This window comes from Brevibacillus sp. RS1.1, from assembly GCF_013284365.1.
GTDB lineage: Bacteria > Bacillota > Bacilli > Brevibacillales > Brevibacillaceae > Brevibacillus > Brevibacillus brevis_D.
The window spans coordinates 297093-315659 of record NZ_JABSVA010000004.1; the positions used below are offsets into that span (position 1 = coordinate 297093).

Sequence of the window (18567 nt, forward strand, 5' to 3'; positions counted from 1 at the left end):
TTATTAAAACTACTGAAACTAGAATACCAGTGAAAAGAGCTACGTATTTATACACCTAATCACCCAATTCAACGCTATTTTAAATTACGGGAAGCTATCAAAAGGTTCCTAGCCATTGTTGCTTTTATTATTGAGCCACATACTTTAAGTAAATAGTTTCAGTGTGATCTATACCTTCCTCATCAGTCCAATCAATTTTGAAAACAGGATAGTCACCAAAAAACGATTTTACTTCTTCGTCCGTTACTCCATTCTTAAAATCATTTTTAGTGCTATCCGTGTTAGGTACATCTTGAAAGATGATGATATAACCCTCTTTAAAATTGGGGGTTTGAACACTACCTGTTTGTTGACTTGTTTGGGTTAATTCAGAAATAAATTGAAGCTTCTTAACATCACCATTTCCTAAATACTTAATTTTACCTACAAAGCGTGCACCATTTTCTTTATCGGGAAAAATTTCAGTAACTCCATTCCAATTGTCAGTAGCTCCTTCGTACTTGTAGGACCATTCCTTTTCGGAACAAGCGCCGAGTAAAAGAAGTGGGAGAATCAGAAATACTAGTATCGCTTTTTTCAAATGTAAACCTCCTATCTCAAAGTATGATTTGAACGTGGCGTTTTCAAAGTTTTTAGCAAGACCGGGAAGTAACGTTCCCTCAATGCTCCTCTACAAGCTTACTAGCTTTTGTATTAAATACATCAATCTGTGATGTGTATATGAGTAACCATCCTATCAAGGTTCGGATTCTGCGGAAAACATTAGGACGTTCTTCATAAAAACAGACGCGCTTTCTCGCGTCTGTGGCTATTCTTCGTAAGGTGGAATCCAGAATTCCTTCCCTTCATGCTCGATGAGCTTATCCAACCATTCTATAAATGTCAGGTCAATGTCGATGGGATTATCAGGGTCCATCGATTCGATCCATGTGAGGTAGCCGTTTCCATTATCTAGGCGGTCTTGATCCACGCATATACAGCCTAAAGAGTGACTGCTCCATGCGATAGGATAGTAAGGGTGATCTATGCTGTATCCTTTCCAATATTCAATAACATTGTGAGGGTCTAATATTGTGAACAGACTGCTACCAAATTCAAAATCTCGAAATAATACGGCTCTGCTGTACTGACATAAGTAGCTCACATAATCCCCTGGTAGCTCAAACGACTTTAGCTTCTTTATCTCAGCGTCAAAGTCAGTGGACATTTGAAAAACAAACTCAAACTCTCCACCGATAATATGCAAATTCCTGTCCAATTGTTCTCTTCTTCCCTTGATTTTGTTTAAAATGCGGTCAACAGTATTACTCACGCAGTATTCACACCCTTTCTAATGAAAATACGGACTACCGCCACACAGGAGGTAGTCCATTTTTCTCAATTCTTACGATAACTATTTCACCAGTCAGTTACTTCCTTATGCAGCAGAATGTAATCGTTTTTTCTATCCTTTTTGAGAAGAGGGATCAGGTTGTCAAAATCGTTTCTTCCATAATATTCTAGTGGAATCATATGATGGATTTCAACATCATCCCAAGTGAAATATTGAGGGGAGCCGAAGTAACCAGTGTAACGTCTCTCGAAGTCCTTTCTATATCCCGGATCTCGCTCCCTCTTATGGGGCATTAGGTCCGCGTCCGGTTTAATTAACTTGATGTTTGACTGCGGATCGACGTAATCAGGGTAAATTTCGCCTTTATTGTTAGTCAGGATACGTTCTACTTCCTTCAAAGGGGCGATAGGTGAGGAGCCTCCTCCCAAGTATCTAACAGTTCCCTCCAATTTCCCAGACCACCAGTAAGTCTCCGCTTTAGCGCGTACCCTATGCGTAGATAGGTTCTCGTAAGGAGGATTAAAATACAAATTTCCATTTCTTTCTGCGTTGTATTTCCCGTCCTCTTTTTCCGAACGGATGATAGTGTGAGTAGCGTCCACAGAGGCTACTCTGCCTACCACGGCGATTACTTTAACTGTCGAGTATACGTCACCACCAGCCCAGTCGGACGTCATCTTGTGATCAAAGAACACTCCATCAATGCTAGGACGCCAACTACTTGGCTCAATCTCATCAGTGTCAGATTCAGCAACCTTGGCAGCTTTGTCGGCACTATTGTAAGAGAAGGCACCGAAGTCAAATTTTGAGTCATCTTCTTTTTCAACCGGGGCTGCATTGGGGCTATACACCATTTGACGCTCTCCGATGACTTCATCCGCTGAGTTGTTCTCTATAATACTTACGTTTTTGCTTTCAAGGATGCGTGGTTCATTGATGGCCTCTGCCAATTCCTCTAGTGTTACCCCCTCCGCCAATTGAATGGGAAGGTTTTCGAAATCAATGACTTCTTCTGTCTCAGCGATTTCCTTTGTACTTTCAGCAGATGCAGGCGTCGAGACTGACACAGGAGCAAATAACAATGAGAATACGACAAAAGGCACTAATGCTCTTTTGAATTTCTTCATAGCCTTCCCCACTCCCTCTTTTCATGTTTCTACATCTTTGCGCTACTGATCTAATTCTGTAGAAATTAATTCATTCTTTTTTATCGTTTTTGATTGAATCATCAGAATATACCGATCCAATTTCTGGCTTAATGCCACGACTTCATCATCCAAGAAATCATTCTTCTCTAAATACAATTGCACCAGTTGTCTGCGCAATTGTTCCACAATGTTTTTCAAATGATCAATATCGTGATAGGTTACTCCTTCCCGATCTAGAGGTAGCGTGATACATTTACTTATAGGAGCTGTAACTGCTCCTCCTGCGGGCGTTCCTTTAACCTGTCGAAGGGGTGGAACGCCCTTTTTAAATGCAATTGCTGCTATAAGTCTCACCCTCCTTACTTTACCACCGGATTATGAACTTGGTTTTAGTGTCTCCTGTGGCTCCTCTTATTAGAGCTGTTCTTAGATTTCTATTGCTTCATGCAACTCGCCTCCTCCTTATTTTGAGATTTATTACATAATTAACCATGAATTGTTATGCGGGTTTTTACCGACTGCAAAAAATGGAATAAAAAAACATCCTGACAGAGGATGTTTCATCAATCTACGCTATATTCACACTGACCTAACAGGATGCTAGCCGCCTAACTCGTTTTCGTTAGCTATTCGCTTATTCAAATTCCCTAACCATCCAAACAGGGCTATGTATGTAGGGATCTCGTCTTAAAATGAAGTTGTAGACACAAACAGTCTACAACTTCATTTTTGATAACCGGAATCTAATATTTCTCCTTTTTTCAGAAGAAACTGGCCATATTAAATTATGGCGTGCAAGACAAAGGGTGCACTTTTTGATTGGGCTATTGGTTCAGAATCTTACAAGTGCCCTTTTATTTTTCCAAATCTGGTTCGTCACTTTCTGCTAATTGAGGTGGCAACGGATCGTTTTTGTGATCCTCAATTTTTTCGAGTAAATTTTCCAAGGATGAAACTTTTTTATCTGCTTTTCCTTGAATAAACACTTTAGATTTCGAATCACTAACCTCATACTTTCCTTGGTAATTACCTAAGGTTATATAATGATATCGGTTGAGCCATCTTTATTTTTCAGGGAGTCGTCTACAATTAAGAAAAGAACAACTTCTTCATCTTCTGTAAACGAAGCCTCATAGTCAGCTCTGATTACTGTATTATTTATCTCACCACCATACATCCGAACGACGACTATATCACCTTTTTCCTGGTTTCCTTTGAGAACTTCGTCTATTTCTACAGAAACATCTCTGTAGATCGAATCAGAAACCCCAATTTCTTCCGGTTGTCCACCATCTTCAGTATTCCATTTATCCTTATCAATATCAACGATAGTACCTTTAATAATCAACTGACTTCCGGCGGCTAACTCTTCGATACTATATCTAGGGACAAGTCCATGTCTGTTGATTTCAGTTACGTTTCCACTGACTAAACTTTGTGATTATATATTCAATCCGAACCCTAATGAAAAGCTGAAAGCTAATAGCCCGATAGCAATTGCTTTTTATTAGTCATTCTTATCCCTCCTACCAGGAAATGGTATGGTAGCCATTTTCGTCGTCTTTACTAAGATTGTATCTAATTTCATTAGTTGATAATGATTCGTACATAACAGAGTCACCATATTTTAGCTTAGTTTCGTCATCTAGTCCCACAACATACCCCATTTCATGTGCCATAATAGATTTCAAGTCAAAGCTTGATTTTGAAGGAGATGTAGAAGATATATTATGAGAGACATTAATCATAATATCTGCTTCCTTTTTTATTCCTGATTTATTACCCCAAGAAGGCGTTACTGTTTTAGATTTGTTAGTTTTCCCTATGCTAAGAAACTAAGCACTTTTAACTTGCGCGAAACCTAAATGTGCAGATGATGCAATTTTTGTACTTTGAGATAGTGTGGTAGATTTCAACACTTCTACAAATGTGATATAATTCCAATATAAGGAATTCGTACTAAAAGGAGGGTTTTTCATTTGAGAATGATACTTTCAGCTATTTTGCTATTGTTCAGCTTGACCGCATGTTCATCTGGAATTTCAGAAGATGAGTTAAAAGAACAAACTAAGAAGCATTTGGTTGAATATACTAAAATTCTTTACGAAGTCAAAAAAGAAGAATATGTAAAAACCCCTGGAGATTTTACTGCATATATACCAGTGATCCAAGAAAAAGCAAAGCCCTATTTAACTAAAAAGGAAGAGCCTGAAAGTCTGATCAAATTAAATATTGGTTTTACAGCTGCTTATTTAGCTTATAACGATATATTTTTGAAGGTAGAAGATGTAAAAATTACAGACTTCAAGAGAGATGAAACCACCGGATCACTAAATATTAGTTATACAATATTTTTACAGGACTCTTCAAAAAGCGATGTTAAGCAACAATCAGGTAGGGTAACTTTAATACCTGAAAATGAAACTTTTAAAATTGATTATTATTGGGACGATATTAGAACAAAACAGTTTGAAAATTAATTCAATATTAATTCTTCGGAGAATATAAAGAGAAGTACTACATTTCACTGTAGCACTTCTCTATTTTGTTCATAAATTCACATGAAACTATGACCTGGAATCGTGTCGTCGGTAGTTGATTCAATATCACTTGGATCAACAAAGATTGTAATAATACCACTCATTCCCACACCATCCATGTAGTGGTTAGTTAAATAATCCATAACCGGTTCACCGAGTTGCGGAGCTCCACTGCAAGCAAACAAGTTTCCACATTTACATTTGTAATAACTCCAATGTGAATTGATTGTTTTGCCCGTGTTTTTGTTCTTAATGATAGCCCGCGAGACAATCTTCATTTTGTGAATCCCATACAAAGTGCAATCATCTACTCCCATAAATAAAACCTCCTTGTTAATAGTAGAGACAAAGTATTTTTATAGCTCTTCACCGTTAAACGTGCTTGATCTTCCTCTAACGTAGTTTTTCACTATTTTACATGGCTGGTTTACACTCCAGCCGAATTCGAATCTTGAATCGCTCAATGTTGCGATAGCCATAGGCTCGTCTCTTAATGACTTCCACTTTGTTGTGTGTCCCTTCAATCGGAGCATTCGTGACCCGAAACGAAAAATAATTCTGAATCGACTCGCGCCATTGGACAACCGTTTTTGCAATCGACCGAATGGCAGCGGTGGGGGAAGTGAGATGCTCAGCAATCCATTGTTGGAGTGCTTCTTTCCCTGATTCTTCTGTATGAGCTGCATACACCGTTCTCATGTGCTGAAGGGCGTTGTAAAGGCGTTCTGGATGGGGATCTTGGGCTAACCAGACTTTTAATTCGTCCTGTTCCTCAGCTTTCAGTTTATCAGGAGAGGTATGGAGCAGACGTTGTTCATGCCTTCCCCGCGAATGGGTACGTTTACAAGCAGCTTCTAGCGATTTGGAGAAGAGCTGAATGACAAGGGGTGGAACGCCCTTTTTAAATGCAATTGCTGCTATAAGTCTCACCCTCCTTACTTTACCACCGGATTACGCACTTGGTTTTAGTGGCTCCTGTGGCTCCTCTTTTTAGAGCTGTTCTTAGATTTCTATTGCTTCATGGAATATCAATATTCGCCACCCCTTATTTTGAGATTTATTACATAATTAACCATAAATTGTTATGCGGGTTTTTACCGACTGCAAAAAATGGAATAATAAAACATCCTGACAGAGGATGTTTCATCAATCTACGCTATATTTACTATGACCTAACAGGATGCTAGCCACCTAATTCGTTTTGGCTACCTATTCGCTTATTCAAATTTCCTAACCATCCAAACAGGGCTATGTATGTAAGGGTCTCGTCGTGTCGATTTAACAAATCCGCTAGAGAAAGACAATATATCGTTTCTTCAATTCCTCTCTCTATCCGCCCTTTACCGAACTCATAAATAGCCATCTGATATCGAAACCGAAGATGTCGATCCAATCCAATTGCTTCTGTAAATTGATCGAAACTAGCAATTCGGGAGGCAAAGCGCTCTAAAATCTCATCCACGCAAAAATGGTAGGTGTTAGCGGATTTCATAATGGCATTTAAACCAGCAAGAACTTCAGTGGTGGGAAGACTATCGAGATAGTCTGCATACTCTTCAATGATGCTAGTATTGCCAGACAACACCTCCAAAGTGTAGGAGTTCGCCTTTGCCCATACTTTGAATCTTTCTACCTCTTTACGTCCGGCTTCATCTAGTAATTCAAACCATCCTAAATCAGCGTAAACCTGCACATACTGCTTCGCCTCTTCATACAGTCCTTGCATTTCCAGTGTTGCACCTTTATATAAATGTCCCATTCCGTAATAATAGACAAGTGGGCGCTCTGGTTTCAGGGGTTCCCCTTTTTTGTTTCTCTTCAACCTGTCCAATTCATGCATGTGAACAGTTTCCGCAAGAAGCCGTAACTCGTCACCGTACTCCCCTGATTTGTTCCACTTTTGCAAAGCATAGCAAACCCGCGCTAATTGGAATAAAGCATCGAGTTGGTAGTTTTCAGGAAGCCGATTGCGATATGGAGAAAACCGAATCACACTCTCCCAATTTTCTTCTGAATTTGTCCCAAGTACAGCACTAAATAACCGATACTGACTCATCACAAAGTGGTCAGAAAAGCTATCTTTCTCATTCTCAATTACATACTCATAAAAGGGTACCGATTCTATCAGTTGCCCTTTCTCATATAGCTGCTCTGCAAGGGCAAACAGAATCAAGATGTTTTTTGGATTCTCCATCATTTGGGGGACAGTAGCTTCTATGCAATCCTTCCGCCCAACCTCCACGCATCGAATCAAGTATGGTATTAATCGGGGGCGCGATATTCTCCCCTCTGATATGCATTCTTCCGTGTATAATTCATACAACCAACCCGAATCGTGACCAAACACCTTGGCTAGCGCGTCTAACTGACTAATGGTGATTGCACGCGGCGGATTTCCATTTAGAATCTCACTCAAACTTCCGGGGTTAATGCCAGTTAATTCACCCAGCTTGCTTAATGTGTAGCCATGTTTTTTCCGATTTTGTTCGATTTCTGACCGCAGCGACCGATACAATGTCCCTTGCGCCCCCCATATAGCATAATTCCCTTGTTTTTTATTTTATGAATTTTAAAGGAACTAGCAGTTTCTAATATCCAAATAGAAAAATATCCTCTAATTCGGATATTTTTAGCCTAACATATATCACTCTGCCTACTTTGTTGCTTATCCACTAACGACTTTGATACCCACACCCATAATTTGAACAAACTGCTATAATTGTTATAGTCTTTAGTAATATCAGATAAAGAGAGACACTGAAACGTTTCATTTAGCCCCTCTGCATACTTCTCTTTTTCTAGCAAGTATTTCGCCATTTCATTCCGAAACTGGATATGTTCACTCATGCCGATAGCGTCTATGCGCCCTTTGAAACTATCTATATTTTCTGCAAATTTATCAAATATTGAATCGATGGAAAAACCATGCTCATTGGCCGCTTTCACAATTGTTACTAAACCGGAAAGTATTTCTTTCGGATGATCATCCAGGAATTGAATATACTCAGGGATGATCTCACCATCCCCCATCAGAATATTCAATGTGTACAAATTGGCTGTTGCCCATGTTCGAAATTTCTGCACCTCGATTTGTCCAACTTCATCCAAGAGTTCAAACCAGCTTAAACCAGCATATCCTTCAACATATCGCTTCGCTTCTACATACAACTCTTGTTTTTCTAATGCTATACTTTTAATAAGAAATGATTGTCCATAGTACACAACCAGATGACGTTCTGTTGCTAACATTTCACTCGGTATGTTGTTTTTTCGCCTTCGTAACTCATCCTCATAGACAATTGTAGACAATTCTCTTAATTCATCTGCATAATGCTCCATTTGCCTCCACTTATGCAGCGTATAACAAACATTCGCCAATTGCAGAAGAGCATCCAACTGGATATTTTCCGGTAAGCGCCTTCGATACGGATCAAATCGAATAACTGCTTTCAAATTTTCTTCAAAATTCGTTCCTTGTACGACTATTCGAAAGAGCCTGTACTGACTCATCACAAAGTGGTCAGAAAAGCTATCTTTCTCATTCTCAATGACATATTCATAAAAGGACACCGATTCTTTCAGTTGCCCTTTCTCATATAGCTGTTCTGCAACTGCAAACAGAATTGAGATATTTTTCGGATTCTCCAGCAATATGGGAACAGCAGCCTCTATGCAATCCTTTCTCCCAACCTCCACGCATCGAGTCAAATAAGGAATTAATCGTGGGCGCGATATTCTCTGCTCCGATAAACATTCTTCTGTATACAATTCATATAACCAACCCTGCTCACGTCCAAATACCTTAGCGAACGCATCTAATTGCCCTATGGTCATAGCCCTCGGGGGATTTCCATTTAATATCTCACTCAAGCTACCGGGGTTAATGCCCGTTAATTCACCCAATTTACTTAATGTATAACCGTGCTTTCTCCGACACTGTTCGATTTCTGACCGCAGTGACTGATACAATGTCCCTTGCAGCCCTACCATAAAGGTTCATCCCTTCGCTTTTACTTTATTTCACAATTTTTTTTTTGAAATACACTACTTTACCTTCCTAGCATTTCGTCATCAAGTTCATAACTTTTTGACCTAGGAGTCAGCAGATACCCGGACAATGGCTTAACGGAAGGGTTTTTGGGGGCCTTGAAGTGTTAGAAGAAATGACCTTATCCTTATCCTTACTTTTCCGTTTTCAATCTGTTTTGTGCAATGACAATATATTTATCCAATTGTTGGCTTACAGCCAAGACTTTATCATGTGAAAGACCGTACTTTCCCGCCAACTCCATCATTTCCCGTCGTAGCTGTTCAATTCTATTATCCAACTCTAAGTGGCAACCGATTTCCTTTACCACGCCCCGGATCGTACACTTACTTTTAGGGGCTGATGCTGCGCCTTTTTTGGGGGAGTTTCCAGGGTGAAAAGAAACATCCCTATCTAAAATATTTGCGATAGCAGTAATATCCAACGCCCCCTTTTTTTTACAATTTATTACATATAATTACTATACAGGGATGTGCAGAAATTCACTGACTAAGAAAAATTGAATAGAAAAAAACATCCCATCGGAGGGATGTTTTTCTTTTCGTTACGATCTATTTACTTGATTCTAAAATTACTAAGCGTCACTTCCATGCTCATACATTATAACACTGATCTTAGGATGATTTTCTATTATTGGAGAATTGGAAAGTAGTGCAAGAATCATAAGCGCTGATAGAAGTATGCTTTTCATAGATTTTAGCCTCCTTAATACTACTGTTTAATTATTTTGCAAAGCAGGCTTACTATTCTTTATTCCTGTTACAATCCCCCGGTATTGTTCCACTTGTGTAGTTGATGCGTACTGGCGATATTTTTCAAATAAGGCTACACATTTAAGAGCATCTTCATATCGACTCACCAAATCGGCTAGAGAAAGGCAATATAATGCCTCATCAATCCCACTCTCTATCCTTCCTTTACTGAATTCGTAAAAGGCTGCCTGATAACGAAAGCGAAGATGTCGATCCAATCCAATTGCTTCTGTAAACTGGTCAAAACTAGCAATATGCTCAGAAAAACGTTCGAGTATCTCATCTACACAAAAATGATAGGTATTCGCTGATTTCATAATGGAAATTAAACCGGCAAGTATTTCATTCGTTGGAAGACTATCAAGATAGTCCGCATACTCCTCTAAGATACTTGTATTGCCACTCAATACCTCTAACGTGTACATGTTAGCCTTTGCCCAAACGCTGAACTTCTCAACCTCTTTGTGTCCAACTTCATCAAGTAGTTCAAACCAACTTAAATCGGCATAGCCTTGTACATACGTTTTTGCTTGCTCGTACAGCCCTTGCATTTCCAATGCCAGACCTTTAAATAAATGTCCTATACCATAGTAAAAGACGAAATGGCGCTCTGTCTCCAAATGTTCTCTTTTTTTGTTTCTTTTCAACCTATCCAACTCATGTATGTAAATCGTTTCTGCAAGAAACCGCAACTCATCTGCATACTGCTCTGATTTCTTCCATTTCTGCAAAGCGAAACAAACCCGCGCTAATTGAAATAAAGCATCCAACTGATAGTTCTCAGGAAGTCTATTCCGATAAGGGGAAAACCGAATAACTGCCTCCCCATTTTCTTCTGAATTGGTTCCGAGTGCAGCCCGAAACAATCGATACTGACTCATTACGAATTGGTCAGAATGTCCATCCTTCTCGCTATCAACGACCGCCTGATAAAAAGGTACGGACTCTTTTTGTTTCCCACTTTCATATAGCTGCTCCGCCACTAAAAAGAGGGTCGAAATATTTTTAGGGTTGTCCAACAATTTAGGAACAACCTCTTCTATACAATCTTTTCGCCCAACCTCCGCGCATCGAACTAAATATGGTATCAACCGAGGGCGCGATATTCGCCCCTCTGATATGCATTCTTCCGTATACAATTCGTACAACCAACCTGGCTCGCGACCAAACACCGCCGCTAGCGCATCCAATTGACCAATGGTCATAGCCCGCGGTGGATTTCCGTTCAAGATCTCGCTTAAACTCCCATGGTTGATGCCCGTTAATTCACCTAATTTACTCAAGGTATAGCCGCACTCTCTACGGTGTCTTTCAATTTCTGACCGCAGTGACCAGTGCATTGTCCCTTGCAGCCCCCCCATAAAGAATCAACCCCTACTTTTTTCCTTAATTTTACAACAAAATATATTTTTTTGATAGATTTTTCTTTACAATCCTTAACATTTCTGTAATCTAGTTCGTCACTCTTCGCACAATTCCTCCAGTATTTTACAGGTGTTTGCACTTCGTGACAATTACACTCAATTGAATCAGTTGAATCAGCTTTCATGCGAATACAGCCTCGTAGGAAGAAGCGGATTTCCAGTCCGCGCTCCCGCTATTTATTTCGGAGCGAACAGTACCCGCCCTCAGCAGGGCGTAGGCCGAAGCGTAGACTGGAAATCCGCTTCTTCCCTACCACTACAGTTACTTATAGCCACATTGTAAAAAAAGCTCCGCCAAGATATCTGGCGAAGCTTTCATTTTCATACTGTGCTTATGGCATAGCTACTTTCATAACCGCACGAACGGAATCTGCGGATTTATCCAAGGCTGCTTTCTCAGCAGCAGTCAGATCCAGCTCGATGACTTGCTCGATACCATTTCCACCCAAGAGAGTTGGTACGCCCAGGTAGATATCGTTGTAGCCATACTCGCCTTGAAGTAAAGCGATGGATGGCAGGATGCGCTTCTGGTCTTTCAAGATCGCTTCTGCCATTTCTACCAGTGCTGCCGCAGGTGCATAGTAAGCGGAACCGTTGCCCAAGAGAGCTACGATTTCGCCGCCGCCTTTGCGTGTACGCTCGACGATAGCATCCAGACGATCTTGTGGGATCAATTTTTCGAGTGGGATACCGCCAGCGTAGGAGTAACGCAAGAGTGGTACCATGTCGTCACCGTGACCGCCCAATACGAAGCCTGTTACGTCATTTACGGATACATTCAGTTCCATCGCTACGAACGTACGGAAGCGAGCTGTATCCAGTACGCCGGATTGACCGATTACGCGGTGTTTCGGGAAGCCGGACGTTTTGTAGAATGTATAGGTCATCGCATCTACCGGGTTGGACAGGATGAGTACGATGGAGTTTGGAGCGTATGTTTTCACTTGCTCAGCAACCGAGCGCATGATGGATGCATTGGTTGCTACCAAGTCGTCGCGGGACATACCTGGCTTGCGTGCAATCCCTGCTGTGATGATTACGATATCGGAGCCTTCGATGTCTTTGTAGTCAGAAGTACCTGTAATGCTAGCATCGAAGCCAAGAACGGGAGAAGCCTCCATCATGTCGAGTGCTTTCCCCTTCGTTGGGTTTTCCAGTTGCGGAATATCCACCAATACGATGTCAGCCAGCTCTTTTTGCGCCATGATGAACGCAGTTGTCGCTCCCGTAAAACCACTACCGATTACGGCTACTTTTTTTCTGCGGAATGTCATGTAGAATCCTCCTCGTCGTCATTGGTTTTATTACAAGACTAGTTTTACACCACTTGCTTTTTGCTCCAACATTTTGGAGAGGATTGTCCCGATGTGGGCCCCCGCCTCAACAGGAGATGTACCTTGACGATGAATATTCGAGATCACTGTACGCTCTGATTCTACCATACCTTTGCGTGGACGGTAGCACATGTACGCACTCATGGAATGTGCCGTAACCAATCCTGGACGTTCTCCGATCAAGAGCACCAATACTTCCGGCTCCAAAATCTCGCCGACGTGATCCATGCTTGCTACGCGTCCGCCCTTGATAAAAAACGGAGTGCCGCAGGTCAGTCCGTAGCTTTTCAGAGAGTCCATCAGAGATGGAAGCACGTCTTTCAGGTTCGCATCCACCGCAGCGGCACTCAAGCCGTCTGAAACGACGATTTGTACCTGTGGCTTCTTTTGACCGCGCTCTTGCAGCAAGCGCACGCCTTCCTCGGTGAGGACGCGCCCCATATCCGGACGCTTCAAATAGTTTTCGGTGTTGTCATACTGTGTTTCCACTGTGAACAGGGAGAACTGGTCGAGCACCGCTTGACTGACTTCACCGTATACAGCATCTACAGCCGCAGCATGGTCGCGACGCAATTCGAGCATGGTTTTGGTCAAAGGTCTCACACCTGTACGCCAAACCCCGATGCGCGCTGGCGTGCTGGACAGCAGTTCATCCAAGCCTTCCTTGTACTTCGGATTCGGTACATGTGTGGTTCTCTCTGGTTCTGCTGATGGAGCAGGCTGCTCGTTCACTACAGGAGCCGTTGTCGGTGCGGCTGTCGCATTTGCTACTGGCTCTGCCTTTGTCTCCGATCTCAGTTGAATCAAGCCTGTCTCTGCTTTTGGTGACGGAGCTTGTTCTGTGGCTTCTCCCAGCTTCTTTTGAAGCTCGGCTACTACTTTATCTACCAAGAAATCTAATTGTTGTTCCATCCGTCTTTCACCTCCTGATCTTACATGAAGATTGTCGGATCGCCTGCTTTTGCAGTCAGCCTACCGTTTTCCATGATGCCCATTTTCTCCAGCCATTTTTCAAAATCAGGAGCAGGTCGCAGTCCCATCACTTCACGGAATGCCGCAATATCATGGAAGCTCGTTGATTGATAGTTGAGCATGACATCGTCTGCCATCGCTACGCCGATCACGAAGTTAACGCCTGCCGACGAGAGCAAAATGCCGAGATTGTCCATGTCGTTTTGATCGACCTTCATGTGGTTCGTGTAGCATACGTCACAGCCCATCGGCAAACCGTGCATTTTGCCCATGTAATGGTCTTCCAGCCCTGCGCGGATTACTTGACGGCTGTCGTACAAATACTCTGGTCCAATAAAACCAACTACTGTGTTTACGATAAACGGATTGTACTTGCGAGCAAGTCCGTAGCAGCGCGCTTCCATTGTTACCTGGTCCATGCCGTGATGCGCCTCGGCAGACAGCTCTGAGCCTTGGCCTGTCTCGAAATACCAGAAGTTCGGCCCGTAGGAAGTGCCTTGTTTGCGCATCAGCTCGTCTGCTTCATCCAGCAGTGCTACATCAATACCAAATGCATTGTTTCCTTTTTCACTACCCGCCAAACTTTGGAAGATCAAGTCTGCTGGTGCCCCATTACGGATGGCACGCATTTGTGTGGACACGTGAGCCAATACGCAGTTTTGCGTCGGGATATCAAACTTGGTCATCACGTCTTTGGTCATGTTCAAAATATCCTTCACGCTGTCCGCTGTATCGATAACCGGGTTGATCCCGATAACCGCATCGCCGATTCCGTAGCTCAATCCTTCGTACAGAGACGCTTTGATGCCTTGTACGTTATCGGATGGATGGTTCGGCTGTACACGAGAAGCCAGTACGCCCTTATGACCGATTGCTGTGTTGGCATGCGTCACAACTTTAATCTTGGACGCAGCCGTGATCAAGTCCAGGTTGCTCATGAGCTTGGCAGTCGCTGCGATCATCTCACTGGACAAGCCGCGGCTGATTCGCTTGAGTTCATTATCGCCTGCTTGATGGCTCAAGATGTACTCGCGCAGCTCAGCTACGCTCCAGTTCTTGATTTCGTTGTAAATCTTTTCGTTGATGCCTTCTTCGATCACACGCGATACTTCGTCTTCTTCTGCCGGAACCATCGGATTGTTGCGGATATCCGCCAATGTCAGGTCAGCCAAAACTTGCTTGGCAGCTACACGTTCCCGGGAATCAGCAGCGGCGATACCAGCCAGCTGGTCGCCTGATTTATCTTCATTAGCCTTCGCGAAAACTTCTTTTAAATCGCGAAATTGATAGGTCTGTCCAAGCACAGTCGTTTTCGTGTTCATCAACGTCCACCCCTTCTTACGTTACGGCCTTTCATCAAACGCGAGTGTTTTGACGACGACGGGAATGATCGTTCCCGAGATCGGCTCACCGAGATCGATGTAATCGCCGTATTCCACACGCACCTGATCGATGCAGATGATTTCCGGTGCCCCTTTGCAACGCAGCGCCAAGGCCTGCCCGAGTGCTTTCGCCATGTCTGTTTCACAGATCACGACCATGGTTTGACTCTCGGGGAAAGTCGCCCGGTATTGCTCCGACAGCTCCTGGGACAGCGTCTGCAGCAGAGCGTACGAGCAGTACCCGATGCCGGAGATCGCGAGTGCGAAAGGAATCCCTGTCGTTTTTTCAAACAGGCGCTCACCCAGTTGGTAGATCAAAGCCACTTCCTGTCGCAGTCTTGTGGCATCTGCCAATTGTTCCTCGGTAAGCTCTAGCTTGAGAATCGGAATATTTTTAATCGGCAACAGCTCCGGCTTGATATGCACGGTTGAACCACTAATCTCCGTACTCTGCATCCCCGCGCCAATTACTGTTGCCCGTACCGTTTGATCCGGGTCTAGCCACTGTACCGGATACGTTCCTTTTCCGCGCTCCTGCTGGAGTACATATCCGAGCAGTGGGCCAAAATCGCCATATCGGCTCGCATCCGAAATATTTTGGACGGGAGGTCCGCTCATGAGTAGACCCACACCGCCTGAGACAGTCAGTTCGTCAACAGGGATGGCATCGCGCAAATGCGGTCCCACTACGAGCAAGCCTGAAACTTGGCGCTCTTTCCCCGTCAAATAATCGAGCATACTGCGTCCCAGCTGTTCGGCAACCTCTGTGAGTTGCGCGAATCCGATTTCCTGTCCGACTTGAATACGCAGTCCTTTGGCCGTCAGCCATTGTTGAATGTTCGGCGACACGTATTGAACGACACCTTGCGGACTGAGACGGATCAGCCTTCCTCCGACGTGGAATGTAACCGTTGCAATCGCTCGGCCACGTTGGAAGTAGGCTGCATTCGCTGTTCCTCCGCCAATATCGACGTTGACGACCACACCTTTTATGGCTTGCGAGCGTTTTTCTGCGCCAGCACCCTTGCCCGCCAGCACGCCTTCGAGGTCAGCACCTGCTGTCGCTACCACGAAATCCCCGGAGCGTTCCGCCAGCAGATGAACGATATGCTGTGCGTTCTTTTTGCTGGCTGTTTCTCCGGTAATGATGACCGCCCCGGACTTGATTTGAGACAAGCTGATTTGTGCTTTGTCGTACTCGGCTGCAAGAATCGCTCCGATTCCGTCAGCGTCGATTTCATCAAATCCGATGAGCGGTGTGGAATGTACTTCACTCGCATACAGCAATTGTCGCTCCACGATCTGATAGCGCGGCAGCGAAAACGTGCTGGACATGCGACCCAATCGCAATCGGCTTACGATCATTTTGGTCGTGCTTGTTCCCACATCGATCCCGACGCTTTGGATCCATTGTTCGTCCATATGAACCTCCTTGAACCATTGGCGTGTCAGACGGGCCCTACGAAAAAACGCTTGAACAGCCGGTTCCTTGCTCCCGGTCTGATTCAAGCGCCTTTGCTCTCTTCGTATCTACTTGTCACTGCTTTTTATGATAACGTCAGTACTAGTCTTGTGTAAAAATGGCCTGCTCGCCCGACAAAATTTCCTCTGCCAGCTTCACAAGCGGCACGCGCCGTTGCATGCTTACTTGCTGCATCCATTTGTATGCCGCATCCTCTTCCAAGGATAAGGCACTCATTAGCTTTCCTTTTGCCTTTTCCACTGCCTTGCGATCCTCGATCTTTTGCTTCAGATCATTTATATCCTTCTTCAGGGAAACGACTTTTTCCTTTTGGCTGAGTGCGATTTCTACTGCGGGAATCAAGTCATCCTCCGACACCGGCTTCACCAGGTAAGCCGTCACACCCGCTTTTCTGGCATCCTGGACGAGTTCCTTTTGGCTGTAAGCCGTCAAAAGAAGAATGGAACTGTCTGAAAAGGAACGAATGATACTGCTTGCCTTGATTCCATTCAAGACAGGCATTTTCACATCCATGATAATCAGATCGGGCTTGTGACGATGGGCCTGTTCGACTGCCTCTTCTCCGTTTTTCGCCTCGGCAACCACTAAATACCCTTCATTTTCGAGCATCTCGCGCAAATCCATGCGGATAATCGGCTCGTCATCAACCACCATAATCTTCGGCTGTGTCATCTTCATCCTCCTTTTGGATCGGATAGAGTATGGTAACCTCTGTTCCGTTCCCAGTGTTGCGGAAATGCATCGTGCCTTCGAGGTCTTCCCTGACCAGTGTATCGACAATTTTCAAGCCCAGATGGCCCTTTTTGTGGATTTGCTCCATGTCCTCGATGCCTACCCCGTCATCTGTCACAGACAGACTAACGAAGTCCTCCTTGGCAACCAGTGCAATAGAGATTTTCCCTTCTTGCTGCTCAAGAAAACCATGAATCATGCAATTTTGAATCAGCTCGGTGACGATCAAGGCAAACGATGTTGCTTTGTTGGACGGCAGATACACCGATTCGCCCGTCACCACGACGTGTATAGCTTGCTCAGAACGTCTCATCGAAGAGACGATTATTTTCGATATTTTGGTTAAAATCTCTTTGAAGTCAATCTGCTCCAGACCATCCTGTGCCAAGTATTCGTGAATAATGGCGATGCTGTTGATGCGATTGATGCTTTCCCGGTATACCTTTTCAATCTCGTTGGACTGCGAACGCCGCATTTGCAGGCGCAACAGGCTAGAGATGGTTTGCAAATTGTTTTTGACCCGGTGGTGAATCTCTTTGATCACCGCGGATTTGATCATTAATTGCTTTTCTTTTTCCCGAATGTCCGATATGTCTCGCAGGAGAATGAATCCCCCAATGATATCTTGTTTGCGGACGGACGAAACCGCTTTCATCATAATAAAATGTTTGCCTTTTGACAGCTCCTCCTGAATATAACCCCCGTTGCGTACAAAATTCTCCGGGGAAACTCTCCAGGAAAAAATACGTTCAATGCTCTCTCCCTTTTCTGGTCGTTCAAAGCCAATCAAGGAGAGCAGCTTGTGGGCACGGCCATTGGCGTACGTGATAACCCCACTCTGATCAAACAAAATCATGCCCTCGTGCAACAGCGACGAAATGGGCAGATCAGGCACAGCGAACTGGATGAGCGTCTCGCTTAAATGCTCCGTTGTTTCCTTGAGCATTTCGACGTTCTTCTCCTGTTCCACCTGTTTGGATATATCTTGTTCAGTTATCAAGGTCCCGATTGTTTTTCCAGCCGCATTCGTGATGGGTACGACACTTTGTCGCATCACGACCTGCTCCTGTGAAACCCCACGTGAACCGATGACGGGCTTGCCTGTAGTCAGACAATACATTACGGCCGGCTCATTAATCGCCGTCGCCAAATGCCCTACGACCGATCCACTGTACATAGAGCGTGCCGTACTCGGTGCAGCTTGTGCGACTACCATCGCAGCGCTCCGATCTACCGTTGGACAATCAATAAACATGTCCGCTTGAGACAGATCAGCAAAAATCTGAAGCTTGGAAGCCAGATCCTCCACAATCCGAATGTCGTCATCACTCAACGTCGTGGACGCTTTGCACACTTCTCGTATTGATTGCATGTGAACCTCTTTTCACCTGCTAGGAGTTGATATGACTTCATTTTCTC

Annotated in this window: 18 protein-coding genes and 1 pseudogene; 1 reads left to right on the top strand and 18 read right to left on the bottom strand. The window is 43.8% G+C overall.

The annotated features are described in order from the left end of the window. Nucleotides 1-127 precede the first annotated feature (127 nt). The 6 genes from HP570_RS15705 to HP570_RS30060 all read right to left on the bottom strand — a co-directional run bounded on the left by HP570_RS15705 (nucleotide 128) and on the right by HP570_RS30060 (nucleotide 4307). Nucleotides 128-580, bottom strand: a complete 453-nt coding sequence (locus HP570_RS15705) for a hypothetical protein (RefSeq protein WP_173626319.1) — start codon at nucleotides 578-580, stop codon at nucleotides 128-130. Between the two features lie 228 nt (nucleotides 581-808). Continuing rightward, the gene (locus tag HP570_RS15710; RefSeq protein WP_173626320.1) at nucleotides 809-1312 is read right to left on the bottom strand and encodes an SMI1/KNR4 family protein; all 504 of its coding nucleotides are present in this window, start codon (nucleotides 1310-1312) and stop codon (nucleotides 809-811) included. An 86-nt stretch (nucleotides 1313-1398) separates the two neighbouring features. Beyond that, a complete protein-coding gene (locus tag HP570_RS15715; protein ID WP_173626321.1) occupies nucleotides 1399-2460 on the bottom strand; it encodes an HNH endonuclease in 1062 nt (353 codons plus the stop codon). A gap of 42 nt (nucleotides 2461-2502) precedes the next feature. Further along, nucleotides 2503-2835, bottom strand: a complete 333-nt coding sequence (locus tag HP570_RS29955) for an aspartyl-phosphate phosphatase Spo0E family protein (protein ID WP_173626322.1) — start codon at nucleotides 2833-2835, stop codon at nucleotides 2503-2505. Between the two features lie 682 nt (nucleotides 2836-3517). After that, nucleotides 3518-3829 (bottom strand): hypothetical protein, encoded by a 312-nt coding sequence (locus tag HP570_RS15725; protein ID WP_173626323.1) that lies wholly within the window; start codon nucleotides 3827-3829, stop codon nucleotides 3518-3520. Between the two features lie 178 nt (nucleotides 3830-4007). Beyond that, a complete protein-coding gene (locus HP570_RS30060; RefSeq protein WP_375138856.1) occupies nucleotides 4008-4307 on the bottom strand; it encodes a matrixin family metalloprotease in 300 nt (99 codons plus the stop codon). 153 nt (nucleotides 4308-4460) lie between these two features. Here HP570_RS30060 and HP570_RS15735 point away from each other — a divergent pair, with 153 nt between their 5' ends. Further along, nucleotides 4461-4961 carry a hypothetical protein gene (locus HP570_RS15735; protein ID WP_106834697.1) on the top strand — a complete coding sequence of 167 codons (501 nt, stop codon included), beginning with the start codon at nucleotides 4461-4463 and terminating at the stop codon, nucleotides 4959-4961. 77 nt (nucleotides 4962-5038) lie between these two features. Here HP570_RS15735 and HP570_RS15740 read toward each other — a convergent pair whose 3' ends face one another. From HP570_RS15740 to HP570_RS15795, 12 genes and pseudogenes are all read right to left on the bottom strand, one after another. Continuing rightward, the gene (locus HP570_RS15740; protein ID WP_173626325.1) at nucleotides 5039-5338 is read right to left on the bottom strand and encodes a hypothetical protein; all 300 of its coding nucleotides are present in this window, start codon (nucleotides 5336-5338) and stop codon (nucleotides 5039-5041) included. Nucleotides 5339-5435: 97 nt separating this feature from the next. Beyond that, a pseudogene (locus HP570_RS15745) lies at nucleotides 5436-5903 on the bottom strand (ISL3 family transposase); the annotation flags it as partial. 301 nt (nucleotides 5904-6204) lie between these two features. Next, a complete protein-coding gene (locus tag HP570_RS15750) occupies nucleotides 6205-7557 on the bottom strand; it encodes a helix-turn-helix domain-containing protein (protein WP_173626504.1) in 1353 nt (450 codons plus the stop codon). Nucleotides 7558-7655: 98 nt separating this feature from the next. Then, nucleotides 7656-9011 (bottom strand): helix-turn-helix domain-containing protein, encoded by a 1356-nt coding sequence (locus tag HP570_RS15755; protein ID WP_173626326.1) that lies wholly within the window; start codon nucleotides 9009-9011, stop codon nucleotides 7656-7658. A 191-nt stretch (nucleotides 9012-9202) separates the two neighbouring features. Continuing rightward, complete coding sequence (locus tag HP570_RS15760; RefSeq protein WP_173626327.1) at nucleotides 9203-9493, bottom strand: aspartyl-phosphate phosphatase Spo0E family protein; 291 nt, start codon at nucleotides 9491-9493, stop codon at nucleotides 9203-9205. 294 nt (nucleotides 9494-9787) lie between these two features. Further along, complete coding sequence (locus HP570_RS15765; protein WP_173626328.1) at nucleotides 9788-11182, bottom strand: helix-turn-helix domain-containing protein; 1395 nt, start codon at nucleotides 11180-11182, stop codon at nucleotides 9788-9790. A 395-nt stretch (nucleotides 11183-11577) separates the two neighbouring features. Continuing rightward, nucleotides 11578-12519 carry a malate dehydrogenase gene (mdh, locus tag HP570_RS15770; RefSeq protein ID WP_172139361.1) on the bottom strand — a complete coding sequence of 314 codons (942 nt, stop codon included), beginning with the start codon at nucleotides 12517-12519 and terminating at the stop codon, nucleotides 11578-11580. Nucleotides 12520-12549: 30 nt separating this feature from the next. Then, complete coding sequence (eutC, locus tag HP570_RS15775) at nucleotides 12550-13491, bottom strand: ethanolamine ammonia-lyase subunit EutC (protein ID WP_173626329.1); 942 nt, start codon at nucleotides 13489-13491, stop codon at nucleotides 12550-12552. Between the two features lie 20 nt (nucleotides 13492-13511). Then, nucleotides 13512-14873: an ethanolamine ammonia-lyase subunit EutB gene (locus HP570_RS15780; protein ID WP_064200062.1), complete on the bottom strand. Its 1362-nt coding sequence runs from the start codon at nucleotides 14871-14873 to the stop codon at nucleotides 13512-13514. 21 nt (nucleotides 14874-14894) lie between these two features. Beyond that, complete coding sequence (locus HP570_RS15785) at nucleotides 14895-16355, bottom strand: ethanolamine ammonia-lyase reactivating factor EutA (RefSeq protein WP_173626330.1); 1461 nt, start codon at nucleotides 16353-16355, stop codon at nucleotides 14895-14897. 142 nt (nucleotides 16356-16497) lie between these two features. Next, nucleotides 16498-17094 carry an ANTAR domain-containing response regulator gene (locus tag HP570_RS15790; protein WP_437435000.1) on the bottom strand — a complete coding sequence of 199 codons (597 nt, stop codon included), beginning with the start codon at nucleotides 17092-17094 and terminating at the stop codon, nucleotides 16498-16500. Next, complete coding sequence (locus tag HP570_RS15795) at nucleotides 17060-18520, bottom strand: sensor histidine kinase (protein WP_015893784.1); 1461 nt, start codon at nucleotides 18518-18520, stop codon at nucleotides 17060-17062. Before HP570_RS15795 ends, HP570_RS15790 begins: the two co-directional genes overlap by 35 nt. Nucleotides 18521-18567 lie beyond the last annotated feature (47 nt).

Bases quoted from the DNA above. Each gene is read 5' to 3' on its own strand.
- HP570_RS15755 (WP_173626326.1), bottom strand. From the start codon at position 9,011: ATGGTAGGGCTGCAAGGGACATTGTATCAGTCACTGCGGTCAGAAATC.
- HP570_RS15715 (WP_173626321.1), bottom strand. From the start codon at position 2,460: ATGAAGAAATTCAAAAGAGCATTAGTGCCTTTTGTCGTATTCTCATTG.
- HP570_RS15740 (WP_173626325.1), bottom strand. From the start codon at position 5,338: ATGGGAGTAGATGATTGCACTTTGTATGGGATTCACAAAATGAAGATT.
- HP570_RS15765 (WP_173626328.1), bottom strand. From the start codon at position 11,182: ATGGGGGGGCTGCAAGGGACAATGCACTGGTCACTGCGGTCAGAAATT.
- mdh (WP_172139361.1), bottom strand. From the start codon at position 12,519: ATGACATTCCGCAGAAAAAAAGTAGCCGTAATCGGTAGTGGTTTTACG.
- eutC (WP_173626329.1), bottom strand. From the start codon at position 13,491: ATGGAACAACAATTAGATTTCTTGGTAGATAAAGTAGTAGCCGAGCTT.
- HP570_RS15790 (WP_437435000.1), bottom strand. From the start codon at position 17,094: ATGAAGATGACACAGCCGAAGATTATGGTGGTTGATGACGAGCCGATT.
- HP570_RS15780 (WP_064200062.1), bottom strand. From the start codon at position 14,873: ATGAACACGAAAACGACTGTGCTTGGACAGACCTATCAATTTCGCGAT.
- HP570_RS15795 (WP_015893784.1), bottom strand. From the start codon at position 18,520: ATGCAATCAATACGAGAAGTGTGCAAAGCGTCCACGACGTTGAGTGAT.
- HP570_RS15785 (WP_173626330.1), bottom strand. From the start codon at position 16,355: ATGGACGAACAATGGATCCAAAGCGTCGGGATCGATGTGGGAACAAGC.